This window comes from Marinobacter similis, from assembly GCF_000830985.1.
GTDB classification, from domain to species: domain Bacteria; phylum Pseudomonadota; class Gammaproteobacteria; order Pseudomonadales; family Oleiphilaceae; genus Marinobacter; species Marinobacter similis.
Genome location: NZ_CP007151.1, coordinates 1,590,564 through 1,605,493, shown reverse-complemented (window position 1 = coordinate 1,605,493; position 14,930 = coordinate 1,590,564). Strand labels below are relative to the sequence as shown.

At 59.1% G+C, this 14,930-nt stretch carries 14 protein-coding genes and 1 pseudogene; 8 read left to right on the top strand and 7 right to left on the bottom strand.

Features of this window, described 5'->3' with window-relative positions; all coding sequences use genetic code 11:
* Window positions 1-465: 465 nt before the first annotated feature.
* From pdsR to AU14_RS21065, 3 genes are read left to right on the top strand one after another with little or no spacing between them, the layout of a single operon-like run.
* Window positions 466-1,167, top strand: coding sequence for a proteobacterial dedicated sortase system response regulator (gene pdsR, locus AU14_RS07410; protein ID WP_041339974.1), 702 nt, complete (start codon window positions 466-468; stop codon window positions 1,165-1,167).
* A gap of 9 nt (window positions 1,168-1,176) precedes the next feature.
* Window positions 1,177-2,601 carry a DOMON domain-containing protein gene (locus AU14_RS07405; protein ID WP_236744525.1) on the top strand — a complete coding sequence of 475 codons (1,425 nt, stop codon included), beginning with the start codon at window positions 1,177-1,179 and terminating at the stop codon, window positions 2,599-2,601.
* Complete coding sequence (locus tag AU14_RS21065; protein WP_236744524.1) at window positions 2,532-3,233, top strand: ATP-binding protein; 702 nt, start codon at window positions 2,532-2,534, stop codon at window positions 3,231-3,233. Before AU14_RS07405 ends, AU14_RS21065 begins: the two co-directional genes overlap by 70 nt.
* 2 nt (window positions 3,234-3,235) lie before the next feature.
* On the opposite strand, the pseudogene AU14_RS07400 reads toward AU14_RS21065, so the two are convergent.
* A pseudogene (locus AU14_RS07400) lies at window positions 3,236-4,032 on the bottom strand (ATP-binding protein).
* Between the two features lie 86 nt (window positions 4,033-4,118).
* Here AU14_RS07400 and AU14_RS07395 point away from each other — a divergent pair.
* The 4 genes from AU14_RS07395 to cysK all read left to right on the top strand — a co-directional run bounded on the left by AU14_RS07395 (window position 4,119) and on the right by cysK (window position 8,573).
* Window positions 4,119-4,562 carry a methylglyoxal synthase gene (locus tag AU14_RS07395; protein WP_041339971.1) on the top strand — a complete coding sequence of 148 codons (444 nt, stop codon included), beginning with the start codon at window positions 4,119-4,121 and terminating at the stop codon, window positions 4,560-4,562.
* Window positions 4,563-4,638: 76 nt separating this feature from the next.
* Complete coding sequence (locus AU14_RS21060; protein WP_236744523.1) at window positions 4,639-4,929, top strand: hypothetical protein; 291 nt, start codon at window positions 4,639-4,641, stop codon at window positions 4,927-4,929.
* Entirely contained in the window at window positions 4,821-7,562 is a 2,742-nt protein-coding gene (locus AU14_RS07390; protein ID WP_330217983.1) for a transporter substrate-binding domain-containing protein, read from the top strand. Before AU14_RS21060 ends, AU14_RS07390 begins: the two co-directional genes overlap by 109 nt.
* A gap of 39 nt (window positions 7,563-7,601) precedes the next feature.
* Window positions 7,602-8,573, top strand: a complete 972-nt coding sequence (gene cysK / locus AU14_RS07385) for a cysteine synthase A (protein ID WP_041339969.1) — start codon at window positions 7,602-7,604, stop codon at window positions 8,571-8,573.
* A gap of 61 nt (window positions 8,574-8,634) precedes the next feature.
* Here the strand turns inward: cysK and AU14_RS07380 are convergent, their stop codons facing one another.
* From AU14_RS07380 to AU14_RS07360, 6 genes are all read right to left on the bottom strand, one after another.
* Window positions 8,635-9,042 carry an outer membrane beta-barrel protein gene (locus AU14_RS07380; protein WP_236744522.1) on the bottom strand — a complete coding sequence of 136 codons (408 nt, stop codon included), beginning with the start codon at window positions 9,040-9,042 and terminating at the stop codon, window positions 8,635-8,637.
* 311 nt (window positions 9,043-9,353) lie between these two features.
* Window positions 9,354-10,472: a glycerophosphodiester phosphodiesterase family protein gene (locus AU14_RS07375; RefSeq protein WP_094191178.1), complete on the bottom strand. Its 1,119-nt coding sequence runs from the start codon at window positions 10,470-10,472 to the stop codon at window positions 9,354-9,356.
* A gap of 29 nt (window positions 10,473-10,501) precedes the next feature.
* Window positions 10,502-10,654 (bottom strand): hypothetical protein, encoded by a 153-nt coding sequence (locus AU14_RS19500; RefSeq protein ID WP_158498310.1) that lies wholly within the window; start codon window positions 10,652-10,654, stop codon window positions 10,502-10,504.
* A 168-nt stretch (window positions 10,655-10,822) separates the two neighbouring features.
* Window positions 10,823-11,605, bottom strand: a complete 783-nt coding sequence (locus tag AU14_RS07370; protein WP_041339966.1) for a MetQ/NlpA family ABC transporter substrate-binding protein — start codon at window positions 11,603-11,605, stop codon at window positions 10,823-10,825.
* Window positions 11,606-11,625: 20 nt separating this feature from the next.
* The gene (locus AU14_RS07365) at window positions 11,626-12,303 is read right to left on the bottom strand and encodes a methionine ABC transporter permease (RefSeq protein WP_041339963.1); all 678 of its coding nucleotides are present in this window, start codon (window positions 12,301-12,303) and stop codon (window positions 11,626-11,628) included.
* Entirely contained in the window at window positions 12,303-13,310 is a 1,008-nt protein-coding gene (locus tag AU14_RS07360) for a methionine ABC transporter ATP-binding protein (protein WP_041343747.1), read from the bottom strand. Before AU14_RS07360 ends, AU14_RS07365 begins: the two co-directional genes overlap by 1 nt.
* Window positions 13,311-13,507: 197 nt before the next feature.
* On the opposite strand from AU14_RS07360, the gene AU14_RS07355 reads away from it, so the two are divergent.
* A complete protein-coding gene (locus tag AU14_RS07355) occupies window positions 13,508-14,929 on the top strand; it encodes an HDOD domain-containing protein (RefSeq protein ID WP_041343745.1) in 1,422 nt (473 codons plus the stop codon).
* The last annotated feature ends 1 nt before the right edge of the window (window position 14,930 follow it).

The following is a 14,930-nucleotide window of genomic DNA, read 5'->3' as shown; positions in this document are numbered from 1 at the left end:
CAGCAGGCCACTGACCTCAATATCGAACTCGCTGTCCAGAACGATGGCCGGCTCCTGCCACCGGCCGGCGGCATCGACAAAATGCAGCACCCCGGCACTGTCCGATTGGCGCTGATCCGCCTCGGCATACAGCGGGTGGACAAACAGCATCAGCAGGACCGCCAGCCACAGGCTGACGGCCTTCGGCAAAGCGCCGGGCCCGGCGCCGCTGGCTGTCGGTTCGCGTGGGTGTTAATTTGAGCAATCCGGTAGAGAGCATCATGTCGGGATCCTTTTCGCTGCATGCTTGGTCGAGTTGTCAGCATTTCAGCAATCCCGAGGGTTCAAGAGATGGCAGAACCGGGCATTCCGGCCGCAAATAGTGATCAATTGTGGCAACCATCGCTAACAGTCTTGTACCGATGCCTGCAGATGTTTAAATAACAGTTCCCCTATTAATCAGACCGTAACCAGACTGTCGTGACCATGAAGAAACACATTGTTCTGATCGAAGACGAACCTGCCATTCGCGACAATTACCGGGTCGCGTTCGAGCGCCGTGGTTACCAGGTGTCGGCCTTCGGCGACCGGCCATCCGCCTGGCAGGTGCTGCGCCAGGAACTGCCCGATATCGCCATTATTGATGTCGGCCTGGGCGAGGAACCGGAAGGGGGCTTCGCCCTGTGCCAGGACCTTCGCGCACACTCCAAGACCCTGCCCATTATTTTCCTGACCGCCCGGGACAGTGACATCGATTCGGTGCACGGCCTGCGCCTGGGCGCCGACGATTACGTCACCAAAGACATGAGCATGGAGCATCTGCTGGCCCGGGTGACCGCGCTGTTACGGCGAGCCGAGGCCTGGGCTGAAGCCCTCCAGAAGCCGGATGAAGTGCTGGAGCGGGGGCGCCTGACCCTGAACCTGGACCGGATGACCGTGGCCTGGGACGACCAGCCCCTGGACCTGACCGTAACCGAGTTCTGGATGCTGCACTCGCTGGTGCGGCATCCCGGCCATGTCCGCAGCCGAGATCAGCTGATGGAAGCAGCCAGCACCGTGCTCGACGACAACACCGTGACCTCCCACATCAAGCGAATTCGCCGCAAGTTTATCCAGGTGGACGACCGGTTCAACGGCATCCAGACCGCCTATGGCATGGGTTATCGCTGGAACGCCCATGAGGTCTGAGCCTTGAACTTGAAACGGCAACTCCTCGTTGCCAGCCTGCTCATGCTGTTCATTCCATGGGCGGGTCTGCAGTTTGTGCTGGAACTGGACGACGCCCTGCGCCAGCAGGCCGGCGAGCAGCTTCGGCTACAGGCCAAACGGCTGGCTGAAACTGCCGGCGACGCGCTTATTGGTCAATCGCCGGTAACCTCCGATGAACCCGCCATTTACGTCGACACCCTGAACCGCTCGCTGAATCTGGATGGCTACCCGGACGACTGGCCCGGCTACGAGGAAGGTGCGGCAAATGAAAAAGGTCCGGTTTCAGCGCCAATCAGCGGCGAAGGGGAAACCAGCCAGCCTGCCCTAACCTGGCAGGCTGCCTCGGATGGCCGCCACCTGTACCTGCTGATTCGCATCAGCAACCGGCAACCGGTGATGTACGACCCCGGCAATCCCGACGCGGCCCACGACCGCCTCTTGCTCTGGCTGAAGCCACCTTCGGATACCGTCGATGAGGCCGTCGGGCAGCAAATCTGGCTGATCCGCACCACCGCACCCGGCACGTTCTACGCCGTAAACGGCGGGGATGGAGCATCTGGAAAAGCCAGCCTTCGTCCCGACTACCGGGTAACGGGGAGCTGGCAATCCACGCGTTCAGGCTGGCAACTGGAACTCCAGATGCCAGCACCGCCGCCAGGCAGCCGGCTTGGCTTCGGTGCCCGCTGGACCGAGCAAGGCCAGCAAGCGGGGGTGAGCACGGCCATGGACCCGCTGCCAGTACTGGTGCGCCCCAACCGGGCCCTGGAGCGACAATTGGAACCACAGCTGAACCCCGGTCAGCGGGTGCAGGTACTGGAACCGGCGGGCTGGGTGAGCGCGCAGCAACAGGTAAGCGCGGAGCAAACCCGGCCGGAATTTGACCAGCTCAGTCCACTCGAAGTCACCGAACAAATCAGCCTGAATGCCTTGCGGGCGCTGATCCGGTTCTATCAGCCGGAGCCGGCTCAGGCGCTCGACGCCGGCCACCAACTAACCCCGGAGGCGCAACCGTCGGAAGGCCTGGTCCGGCACAGCGATGGCAGCACCTGGCTGCTCACCACCGAGCCGGTGTTTGGCGGCCGCACCCTGATCCTCAAGCAGTCCCTGGACCAGCTACTGACCCTGTCCGGCTCGGCGCTGGGATCGGTCATTGCCCGCAGCACCCTAATTATCGTTGGCCTAACCCTGGTGCTGCTGGGCTATGCCAGTTGGCTATCATGCGCATCACCCGATTGCAGCGGGCGGTCAGCGCCAGTGTTGACGACGACGGCCGGATTATCGGCACCTTACCCACCGCCCGCTCCAACGATGAACTCGGCCAACTGCAACGCCACTTCAGCCAGATGGTGGATCGCCTGCATGGCTACAACCGCTACCTGGAGAGCTTTTCCCGGCGCCTGTCCCACGAGCTGAAAACTCCGGTCGCGGTGGTGCGTTCTTCACTTGAGAACCTCAGCCACAGCGAATCGGAAGCTGAGCGGGCGCAGTACCTGCGCCGAGCCTCGGACGCCACCGATCGCTTGCGCCAGATCCTGAACGGCATGAGTGAGGCGGCCCGGCTGGAGCAGAGCTTTAATCACGCCGACAAAGAGCCCTTCGATCTGGCCGAGGTCGCGTCCCAGGCCACCGCCGCTTATCAGGGCGTGGACCCAAGCCACCGGATTCAGTACGTCGGCCCGGAACAAGGGCTGGCCATGACCGGCTCACCGGAACTGATCGTGCAACTGCTGGACAAGCTGGTGGATAACGCCCGGGACTTTACCCCCGAAGGTGGTCTGATTCAGGTGGCCCTGGCATCGCAGCCGGACGGCCTGGGCCTGACCGTGTTCAATGAAGGATCGGCACTGCCGGACAATGCCGGCACCGACATCTTTGACCCGTTTATCTCCCTGCGCGACGGGCGCGAAGGAGGCCACCTCGGGCAGGGCCTGCTGATCGTCCGCCTGATCGCCGATTTCCATGGCGCGAACGTGGACGCGGCCAACGCCACTGAAGGCGGGGTGGATGGCGTTCGGTTCCGCGTCACCCTGCCTCAGAACGGCTAAGGCTAGTCCTGCGCGAACGAATGTCCGGCGAATTGGCGATAAAACTGATTGGCCGTGCGGCCATTGCGAACGCCCTTGCCGGTCGCAAACCGAATGGCGTGCCGATGCAGCGCCTCCCGGTCCGGCACCTCCGGGAACAGGGCATCGACGGCCTGTAGGTAGACGTCCTGGGAGAACGGGTAGAACGACAACTGAAGTCCAAAGCGATCCGCCAGCGAAACCTGCTCCTCGATGGCTTCGGCCGGGTGCACTTCACCATCCTGCATGGTGCTCTTGAGGTTGTCGGACATGAACTCGGGCATCAGGTGTCGGCGATTGGAGGTGGCATAAACCCGGACATTCTCCGGCGGCAATTCCAGCGAGCCTTCCAGCACGCTCTTTAACGCCTTATAGCTGGATTCGCCGACATCGAACGACAGGTCGTCGCAGAAGATCACGAACCGGAAACTCAGATCGCAGATGTCATCGACAATTTCCGGCAGGTTCACCAGATCGTCCTTGTCCACTTCGATCATCCGCAAGCCGCGATCACTGTAGCGATTCAGCAGAGCCTTGATCAGCGAAGATTTTCCCGTGCCCCGTGAGCCCCAGAGCAGGGCGTTGTTGGAGGGCTGGCCAGCAAGAATCGTTCGGTATTCCGGGCCAACGCCTGTTGTTGGCGTTCGATACCGGTCAACGCCTCCCACTGAACCGGATCGAGGCGGCGAATTGCGCGCAAACCGGACCGATGCCGGCGCCAGACGGCGGCGGGCGTGGTGGTCCAATCCACTGAACTGACAACTGTACTGGTCACTGGCATACCCCTTCTGTCCTATACCGTCCACCGTCGGCTTGTGAAACACTGAAGCCCTGGATGGATTCTGTAACACGGAGACTTTACCTCAAATGGCCGTAAAATCCGTCGCCCTGGTGGCGCACGACAACAAGAAGAAGGAACTGGTGGACTGGGTTGCCGAGAACCGCACCCGCTTTACCGCACTGACGCTATACGCAACCGGCACAACGGGCCGCCTGTTAGGCGAACATCTAAAGCGGGACGATATCCGTTGCCTGCTCAGTGGTCCTCTTGGTGGCGATCAACAGATCGGCGCCAAGATTGCTGAAGGCGAAATCGATCTGCTGGTGTTCTTCTGGGACCCCCTGGAACCTCAGCCACATGATCCGGACATCAAGGCCCTGCTGCGCATCGCGGCGCTGTGGAATATTCCGGTGGCCTGCAACCGGGCAACGGCAGAGTTTATCCTCACCTCCGCCTACATGACTGATGACCATCACCAGGCGAAACGACCCGACTTCAACGACTACACCAGCCGCGACGTGTCTTCCTGAGCGCCAGCGCGTTGGGCAATGCCGACTGCACCGACTAAACTGAAACAAACAATAATGTCGAGCAGCCGGCAACCCAATGAACGACAGGTTGGCCCCCCTCAAGAGTTCACTATTAACCGGCCTGGGGCTCGTCGTTCTCGCTGTACTTCTGATTTTGAACTCGCGCCCGATCCTGGGCGATGAAACCTCGGACGACAATCTCGTCGTTTCTATTGGCGTCGTCGCCGACAGCAAACCCTATTCCTTCTTTGAAGGCCGATCTACCTCGGGATTTTCCGCCGACATACTCAAAGAAATTGCGGCCAACAGCGGCTGGAGTTTAAATTCCGCGCCGGAAACTGGCCTGAGCTTTACGCCGCCTTCCTGAACGGAGATCTCGACGCCATTGATGCGATCTCTTACCGGGAGAACCTGGCCGACGAAATCCTGTTTACCGAGCCCTACCATATCCGCCAGACCTACCTGATGCAGGACGACACCCGGCCGATCGGGAATATCCAGTCTCTGACTGACCTGCAAGACCTGAAGGTGGGTGTGGTGGAAGACGTGTACTACCGAGACCTTCTGGTTGATCAGGGCATTGCCGTCAGCACTTACGATTCGTTCCCAAGCCTGGTGCGCGCCCTGGCCTTCGGCTGGGTGGACGCTATCATCGGGCCGCGGCTTAGCCTGAAATACCAGGCCAATATTGCGGGTCTTTATTTCCTGTCCATTGCCGGCCCCGCTCCTCTTGGCCCTAAAGCGCAGGAGGATCTACGGATCGGCGTACGAGCGGAAAACCCTCGGCTGTTCCGTAAAATACAGCTGGGCCTGGCGGCCATTCCCAAATCAAGAAAAGCCCAATTACTTCAACGTTGGCGGGAGTTTGGCGGTGCCAGTCTTATTGACGCGGCCGACTTCCAACTGGATGAAGACCAGCGTGAGTTCCTTACCCAACTGGGACCGGTCCGGGTCGGATTGATGGAAGACTATGCGCCGTTCAGCTTCAAGGACGCGGGCAAACTGCAGGGCTTGTCGGTGGATGTGCTGACTCGCCTGGCCGACCTTACCGGACTTCAGATCATTCCCGTAAGCGGTCAGTGGTCGGAACTGTTTCCGATGCTGCGTGAGGGCACCATCGATATTCTCGGCAACATGTCCCTGACGGAAGACCGCAAAGTCTTTACCCGATTTACTTCGCCGTACTACACCATCCCCAATGTCGCATTCACCCGACATGGCGGCCTCGAATTTGATGGCTTGAGCAGCCTGCACGATTACACCGTGGGAATCAGTTCAGAGATTTACTATGAGGACGAGGTGGTCAGCGTACTTGGCGACAACACCAAGGTGTTCAAATCCCAGGAGACCATGTTCTCGGCTCTGGAGCAGGACCGCATTGATGTGGTGCTGGCCGCGCTCCCCAATGGCAACTACTGGGTTCAGGAACTGCGTATTCCTGGCGTTCGGATTGCTGGAGAACTGGTGTTTGAGAACCATCCCGGAGAGGACCTGCGATTTGGCATCCGCAAGGATCTCACGCCCCTGGCCAGCATTCTGGATCAGGCACTGGCGGCCATTAGCCCTACCGAGATGCGCACCATCGAAAACCGCTGGCTGGGCGCCTCGGCGGCTCCCAGCGACCGCGACGCCGACAAACCCAGGTTTTCAGCTGAACAGCAACAATGGCTAGACCAACGCAACCGTACCTTTTCCTATTGCATCGACAACGACTGGATGCCTCTGGAGGGACTGGAATCATCAGGCACCCACTCGGGTTTGTCGGCCGAGGCCCTTCGCCTGTTCAGCGAACGCGGAGACATACAGTTCAAGCTGGTGCAAACCGAGTCCTGGCAGGCCAGTCTGGATGCCGCCAGAGAGCGGCGCTGTGATCTTCTGACGCTGGCAATGCGCACACCCGAGCGTGCCCAATACATGAACTTCACCACTCCGTACCTGCACGTGCCCAATATTATTTTGGGACGCATCGAGGCGCCGTTCATTGAAAACGTCGGGGACCTTCGCAATCAGCGTGTGGGTCTGGTCCGCGGCTACGCCTTTTCCGAGCTCCTGAAATATCGTTATCCCGGGCTGGAACCGGTCGAGGTAGAGGACGAAACCGTAGGCCTGAAACGGTTGCAGGACGGTGATCTGGATGGCTACATCACCACGCTGGCAACCGCCATGTATCACATGCAGGAGCAGGGGTTGGCCGACATCAAAGTCATTGGCCGTGTACCCGCAGACTGGTCATTATCGATCGCCACTCGCAGTGATGAACCGATCATGCTCGACATCATGCAAAAACTGGTCGATAGCCTGACGCCGGAGGAAAGACAAAATCTCGAGAGTTACTGGCGCAACATCAAGATCGAGCAGTCGGTGGATTACCGGGTGGTCTGGCAGGTATTGGGCATTGCCCTGTTTGGCGCCTCACTGCTGTTCTACTGGAATCGCAAACTGGACCGGGTTAACCGCCAGCTGGAGGGGGCCAACGCCGCCCTCGCCCGCCTAAGCGTAACCGACGATCTGACCCAGCTGGGTAACCGCAGCTACTTTGACCGCGAGTTCCGCAAGAGTTTTCAATGGTGCCAGCGCAACCGCGACGGATTTGCGATCGCCATGGTCGACGCTGACCTGTTCAAGGGCATCAACGATACCTACGGGCATGAAGCCGGGGACCACTGCCTGAAGGCTCTAGCGGAGAAAATGAGGCACCATTTCAGGCGCGAGACCGACCGGCTGGCCCGTTTTGGCGGCGAAGAGTTTGTCATCTTCACCACCTACCAGAGCGCCAAAGAGATTGTTGAGCGCCTGGACCGATTCCGCAATGCAGTTGCCGAAGGCCCAACTGTCTGTGACGGACGGGACATTGAGTTAACCGTAAGCATAGGAGTGGCCACCGGTGTGCCCGAGCCGGACGACTCACCGGCGCACTTCCTGCGACTGGCCGACCAGGCGCTTTATGCCGCCAAGCAGAATGGCCGGAACCGGTTGGAAGTCCGCGCCATCAAAGATTGATGGGTGCTAGACTGCAGGAAAAATCGCAAGGAGGACACCATGGCACGCATCTATCAGGACAATTCCCTTTCCATCGGCAACACCCCCCTGGTTCAGCTGAACCGGGTAAGCGACGGGGCCACCATCTGGGCCAAGATTGAAGGCCGCAACCCCGCCTATTCCGTCAAATGCCGCATCGGTTCTGCCATGATCTGGGATGCCGAGAAGCGCGGCACCCTGAAACCGGGCATGACCATTGTCGAACCCACCAGTGGCAATACCGGCATTGCCCTGGCGTTCGTGGCGGCCGCCCGCGGCTATAAGCTGCTGCTCACCATGCCGTCGTCCATGAGCCTGGAACGGCGCAAGGTACTCAAGGCCCTGGGCGCCGAGCTGGTACTCACCGAGCCCGCCAAAGGCATGCCCGGAGCGATCGCCAAGGCGGAAGAAATCTTTGCCTCTGACCCGGATAACCACTTCCTGCCCCAGCAATTCCAGAATCCGGCCAATCCCCGAATTCACGAAGACACCACCGGGCCGGAAATCTGGCAGGACACCGACGGCGAAATCGACATCTTTGTGTCTGGCGTCGGCACCGGCGGCACACTGACCGGCGTATCACGCTATATCAAAGAAACCCGGGGCAAGAAGATCACCACGGTGGCCGTCGAACCAACCGACTCACCGGTCATTACCCAGACCCTCAACGGTGAAGAACCGAAACCTGCTCCCCACAAGATCCAGGGCATTGGCGCCGGCTTTGTGCCGAAGAATCTCGATATGGAAATGGTGGATCAGGTCGAGACAGTATCCAATGACGAGGCCATGGAGATGGCCCATCGCCTGATGCAGGAAGAGGGCATTCTTTGCGGCATCTCATGCGGTGCGGCGGTGGTTGCGGCAGTACGTGTCAGCGAACAACCAGAGCACAAAGGCAAGAATATCGTGGTGGTGCTGCCGGATTCCGCGGAACGCTATCTGTCGTCGGCGCTGTTTGCCGACCGATTTGGCGATCTGGAAAACAAGCAGTAAAGATGAATGTAGGGCACGGCCGATGCCGTGCCCCTTGTAGTCCGTGTACTTGCAGTGTTCCTTAGAACTGGTACTTCAGACCGACCCGACCCGTATCAAACTCAGGCCCATCGTTGGTGACCTGACCATTGAAGTCATCCTCGTCAATATCCACGTTGTAGTGGTTGTACTCGGCAAACGCGGTCAGCTGGCGCGTAACCCGGAAATCGACACCGGCACCCACAAATGGACTGACCTCATCGTAGGTTTCGTCTTCATCAAACGCGTCCACGTCGAACGCTGATGCAAAGGCACCCACCTTACCGTATACGCCGAAGCTGTCAGTTAGCGGGAGGCGGCCAATGGCGCTAAGTCCAGCACCTTTGAGCTTGCCTTCAACATCGTCTTCGCCGAAATTACCAAAGTCGATGTATTCCGCTTCCAGGGCAAAGAACGGGTTGAACTGATAACCCAGAGCTGCGCCAAGCATGTCGTTTTCATCTTCGAATTCACCACCGTGGGCCTTGTAGCACCGTAGCTACCGCTGATGTAAGGCCCGGTCTGCTCCCGATCAACACCAGACTGAGCCCAGGCAGCTGGCGCGGTGAACGCAGTTGCAGTCAGAACCGTGGCACAGGCAAAACGGGTTGTGGTCTTCATAAGGCAGTCCTCCTAGTGAGTTCGGATGTCGTCCTTTCTCTCAGGCAATCAGACACCTACGTCGCGATTGCTTGAACTAACCCTAACTGGATTCCTGCCGTATGGGGGTTAAAACCGGGCTACAATATTGTCATATTCTGTTCATTTCGGGGCGTTTCCCTTGCCCGCGAACCCCATGCAATTGGCATAGAAAGTCGTCGTTGCCGGCCAGTCGGAGAAGACCGCGATAACGCCAACCTCCCGGGCCAGCACGTCAAGAACGGTCAGCATGTCGCCGTCGTTGTTGATGGCGTCGGTCACGCTCTGGTAGTACCAGCCGCCGCCTTCAGCCAACGGGCCACTGCGTTCAAGCGACCAGGCGATCATATCGAGGCCAGCCATGCCGGCATTCCTGGCGTATTCCGATGGCACAATTTCCTGGTGGCTGTTCAGCGTCAACATCTTCCAGATCGCCGGTGCCAGGATGTTCACGCCCTGCTTCTTTAATCCCTCCATGTAGGCCAGGGAACTATTATCTTCTGTGTGTGCGGCCTCATCGAGGAACACCGCCTGACGGCCATAACGGGGTGTTTCGTTCACCCAGAACAGAACGTCATCCAGATTGAAGGATTGCGGCCAGACATCATTCGAGTTCACGCCGGCTTCGCGATACTCGGCGATCAACTGTCGAGCATAATCCTGCTGGCTGTATTCGCCCTCGAATGGCATCTCCACCACCGGCGTTTTCAGTTCCGGCGTGAATTTCACCCCCAGAGTCTTGAACAGCTCGATACTCTCCTTGTGACTCATCAAGGTGCCGCGTGAAGAGTAAAGGTCGGTGCGCCAGTCCGCGGTACCGCCGACATACTCTTCAGGCGTTGTCGCCATGGGATCGTAAGCATCCATCTTGCCTTCAAGCGACTTGAACTCGGCCAGGGTGATATCACTGGTCCGGCATTCCGCCTGCGCCTCTTGGCCGCTAGCCGGATCTGCCGGCACAAACGGCTGGGTGCACTTGGCATTCAGTTCGGGCACGGTGACGATGTTGGTGGTGGTGTGAAGATCGTTCTGGGCATGACGGCAGACCAGTTGCCGATCCTTGGTAAAAGCCACATCGCACTCGACAATACCTGCGCCCATGCGGGCGGCGGCAATGTAGGATTCACGGGTATGTTCCGGGAACTGAAGCGGGGCGCCCCGATGACCAATGGAGAAATCCGTTCGCTTCATGTTCTTGGTACGACAGGCCTGCAGGCGCTGTTTCAGCGGGCCCTCATCCATGTCGTCCACCAGCCAGAACGGACGCGGCCCTACTTCAACAGACTCACTGCCTTTGCCATAGTGACGCTCTGCCTCGGACCAGCCTCAGCGCCGTCGGCATTGGACGAGGCCTGAGCCACTGTGAAGGGCACCGCGAGAGACATCGAACACAACACCATGCCTACCAGTATGCGTAACTTCATATCCAGCTCCTTTTGAAATGAATGTACTGACGAGTCAGTGTTCACTCACAGAGTTACGTTAGCATGACCTTAATTTGACAGGCGGTTGGCAAAAGGCCAAAAAAAAGCCAGCGGCACACGGCCGCTGGCTTTTTACCGGACAATCACCGCCCGCGAGGGCGGTCGCCATCAGAATGCCGGAACGACGGCACCTTCGTAGTTGTCCATGATGAACGCCTTAACAGCATCAGAGTTCAGTGCCGCGGCCAGCTTCTTCATCGCTTCGCTGTCCTTGTTGTCCGGACGGGCAACCAGGATGTTCACGTAGGGCGAATCAGAACCTTCAATCACCAGCGCATCTTCAGTCGGGTTCAGGCCCGCTTCCAGCGCATAGTTGGTGTTGATCAGAGCCACGTCGACCTGGTTCAGGATGCGCGGCAGAGTAGCGGCTTCCAGTTCCTTGAAGTCGAGATCTTTCGGGTTGTCAGCAATGTCACGGGGTGTCGCAGTGATCTTGCTGGCATCCTCAAGGGTGATCAGGCCGGCTTTCTGGAGCAGCAGCAGGGCACGACCGCCGTTGGTGGGATCGTTGGGAATGGCCACGACTGCGCCGTCTTCCAGATCTTCCAGGGAATCAATCTTGCTGGAATAGGCGCCGAACGGCTCCACGTGGACACCCGTCACAGTGACCAGCTCGGTGCCACGGCCAGCGTTGAATTCATCCAGGTACGGCTGGTGCTGGAAGAAGTTGGCGTCCATACGCTTCTGATCAACCTGGATGTTGGGCTGGATGTAATCAGTGAATACTTTCACATCCAGCTCGACGCCCTGCTCGGCCAGAGCTGGCTTTACGAATTCGAGGATTTCAGCGTGCGGCACCGGTGTTGCTGCCACGGACAGTTCTTCGGCAGATGCAGCAACAGAAAAAGTTGCAGCTGCGGCCAGCGCCGCCAATGATTGCTTGAGGTTCATAAGATTATCTCCTGTTTGAATTATTTACGGCTGAAATGCAGCACCAGACGGTCGCCCAGCATTTGCAGCACCTGAACAAAAATCACCAACAATGCCACGGTAATGACCATGACATCGGTCTGAAAACGTTGGTAGCCAAAGCGGATCGCCAGATCGCCCAGACCACCGCCACCAATGACACCAGACATTGCCGCGTAGGACACCAGTGTGATCGCGGTGACGGTAATGCCTGCGATAATACCCGGCAGGGCCTCTGGCAACAGGGCGCCGAACACGATCTGTTTAACGCTTGCGCCCATGGCCTGGGTCGCTTCGATAATGCCGCGATCAACCTCGCGCAGCGACGTCTCCACCAGCCGGGCAAAAAATGGCGCTCCACCTGCTACCAGCGGCGGTATGGCACCGGCGACACCCAGCGAGGTGCCAATCAGCATCACCGTGAACGGAATCATCACGATCAGCAGGATGATAAAGGGCACCGACCGTAGCACGTTCACCACGAACGACAACACCGCGTAGGCCGCCGGCTGCTCCAGCAACTGGCGCTTACCCGTCAGGAACAGCAGAACCCCGATCGGCAAACCGATCAACACACTGAACAGCAGGGACATGCCTACCATGATCAGGGTGTCCCAGCTGGCCAGGCCAATTTCCGACCAGTCCACGTTACTCAACAATCCGTCCATCAAGGCTTCCATCAGCGCAGAACCTCCACGTGAACGTCGGCGGCTTTGAGCGCGCTCATGGCAACATCCAGATCGCCACCGACCAGCGACAGGGTGAGCTGCCCGTAGGGTGTGTCCTTGATGTGATCAATACGCCCGGACAGGATGCTGAAATCGACCCCGGATTCGCGTGCCACACTGCCCAACAAGGGCTTGTAGGTGGCATCGCCCTTGAACGTGAGACGCATGATACGGCCTTTGGCCTTCTGCAGATCTTCCTGCATCTCCTCGCTATCGATGCTCTCGCTTTCGAACACAAAATCCCGGGTGGTTGGGTGTTGCGGATGCAGGAACACCTCGCTAACCGGCCCCATTTCCACCACACGGCCGGCATCCATCACCGCGACCCGGTCGCATACCCGGCGCACCACGTCCATTTCATGGGTGATCAGAACGATGGTCAGACCCAGCTCGCGGTTAATGTCCGCCAGCAGCCTCAACACCGACTGGGTGGTTTGCGGGTCCAGGGCGCTGGTGGCTTCATCACACAGCAGGATGGTTGGACGGCAGGCCAACGCACGGGCAATACCGACCCGCTGTTTCTGACCGCCAGACAGCTGCGACGGGTACTTGTTGGCATGGTCACTCAGGCTGACCCGGGCCAACAGTTCCTGCACCCGGTCCCGGATTTCCGCTTTCGAGTAAATACCCGCCAGCTTCATGGGAAACGCGATGTTGTCGGCCACAGTTTTTGACGACAGCAGGTTGAAGTGCTGAAAAATCATTCCAACCTTGCGCCGGAAGGCGCGCAACTCAGACGCGCTGTAGTGGGTGATGTTCTCGTCGTCGATCAGAATCCGACCGCCGGAGGGCGGCTCAAGCAGATTGATCAGACGAACCAGCGTGGACTTGCCCGCGCCGGAGTGACCGACGATGCCAAACACCTCGCCGGTTTCAATGGTCATATCTGTGGGATGGAGCGCGGGGATCGCCCGGCCTTCCACCTGATACGACTTCTGTACCTGGTCAAATACAATCACGGTCAGCGCCTTGTGGGTGCAGCGATTAAAGCCGGCGATTATAGCCCATTCGGGCGCCAAACCCGAATCCGGGGCATGTCGCCCATGTGGGTAGTTGCCCTTACACAAACCGTTACCTGACACCCACTCCCGCGGTGCATTAGACTGATTTGAAAGGCGCTCCAAATCCTAACAATCACCGCCCCGAGACCACCACCGTGACCACTGACAACAAGACCACCCCTGCAAGGATGACGTCGACCCAGGCCTGGGTAACCTACCTGAGCAAGGTAGAATTGCCGGTTCTGGCCAACACACTGCGGCGTATCAATGAATTGGCCGACAACCGCAACAGCACGGTCAACGAATTGGCCAATGTCATCCTGAATGATGCCCAGCTCACCTCCCAGGTGCTACGGCTGTCCAACACCGTGTTCTATAACCAGACCCGAACCCAGGTCAGTACCGTCAGCCGCGCCATCACCCTTATCGGCTTTGATGCGGTGAAATCCATGGCCATTTCATCGCTGATTGTCGACGCGCTTTTACAACGCAACGACCGACCGCACCTGCTGAGCTGCCTGGCCCGGGCCATCCACGCCGCGGTTCAGGCCCGGTGCCTGATGCCCAAACGCAACGAAACCGCCCTCGAAGAAGTGTTCATTGGTGCCCTGCTGATGAACATTGGTGAGCTGGCGTTCTGGTCCTGCGAGACCGATCAGGCCAACGAACTGGAGCAGCTCCTGCGGCTGGAAGAAGCCCCTGTGCCGGCCCAGAAGGCGGTGCTGCATTCCACCTTTACCGAAATCACCCGTGGCCTGGTCGAAGCCTGGTCATTGGGCCCGTTTATCCGCGATGTGGTCTCGTCGGGGCCAGCCAATTCCCCGGCCGCCAGCCTGGTGCGCCATTCGGTGGAAATGGCCCGACTGTCAGAACAGGGCTGGAGTGGCGCCGAAATGGACAAGGTGCTGGAGCAGTTGGGCAAGGACATCGACGAAAACCCGGCGACCGTTCGAGACCGGATCAAGGTCAACGCCTCGGAAGCCGCACGGGTCGCCATTTCCCTTGGCATTCCCCAAGTCACCGCACTGATGCCCGGCAATCGCAAAGCCGATGATCTCAGCAAGACCCAAGCCCCGGAGATGGATCCGGAGTTACAGTTGCAGATCCTCCGCGACCTGACCCATAGCCTGGCCGAACAGCCCAATATTAACGAGATCTGCGAGCTGGTAATTGAGGGCATACATCGGGTCATCGGCATGCAACGGGTAGCCCTGTTGATGGGGGATAAGGACGGACAGGTTCTGGTGCCACGAAAACTCAGTGGCCGGGGCACCGAGGGCTGGCGCGACCACCTCACCATCTCAAAGGACGGCAGCGGCATGCTGGGCGGCCTGTTACCGGAAAAAGGCTGCTTCATCTACCGGCCCGGGGAAAAGGCCGGTTCCGTGGGCTACGACCGCTGGCTCGGCCAGGTACCGGCTCTGATCGGCCCTCTCCGGGCCGGCAACCGCCTGGTAGGTCTGTTCTATGCGGACAACGCCGCCGGCGACTACACACCCTCCGAGCAACAGCTGACGGCGTTCGGACACTTCATCCAGAACGCCCAGCTGTGCCTGACCCTGATGGCCGCCCGTTAGG

Bases quoted from the DNA above. Each gene is read 5' to 3' on its own strand.
- pdsR (WP_041339974.1), top strand. From the start codon at position 466: ATGAAGAAACACATTGTTCTGATCGAAGACGAACCTGCCATTCGCGAC.
- AU14_RS21065 (WP_236744524.1), top strand. From the start codon at position 2,532: ATGGTGGATCGCCTGCATGGCTACAACCGCTACCTGGAGAGCTTTTCC.
- AU14_RS07395 (WP_041339971.1), top strand. From the start codon at position 4,119: ATGGCCGTAAAATCCGTCGCCCTGGTGGCGCACGACAACAAGAAGAAG.
- AU14_RS21060 (WP_236744523.1), top strand. From the start codon at position 4,639: ATGAACGACAGGTTGGCCCCCCTCAAGAGTTCACTATTAACCGGCCTG.
- cysK (WP_041339969.1), top strand. From the start codon at position 7,602: ATGGCACGCATCTATCAGGACAATTCCCTTTCCATCGGCAACACCCCC.
- AU14_RS07380 (WP_236744522.1), bottom strand. From the start codon at position 9,042: ATGCTTGGCGCAGCTCTGGGTTATCAGTTCAACCCGTTCTTTGCCCTG.
- AU14_RS07375 (WP_094191178.1), bottom strand. From the start codon at position 10,472: ATGGATGAGGGCCCGCTGAAACAGCGCCTGCAGGCCTGTCGTACCAAG.
- AU14_RS19500 (WP_158498310.1), bottom strand. From the start codon at position 10,654: ATGAAGTTACGCATACTGGTAGGCATGGTGTTGTGTTCGATGTCTCTC.
- AU14_RS07370 (WP_041339966.1), bottom strand. From the start codon at position 11,605: ATGAACCTCAAGCAATCATTGGCGGCGCTGGCCGCAGCTGCAACTTTT.
- AU14_RS07365 (WP_041339963.1), bottom strand. From the start codon at position 12,303: ATGGAAGCCTTGATGGACGGATTGTTGAGTAACGTGGACTGGTCGGAA.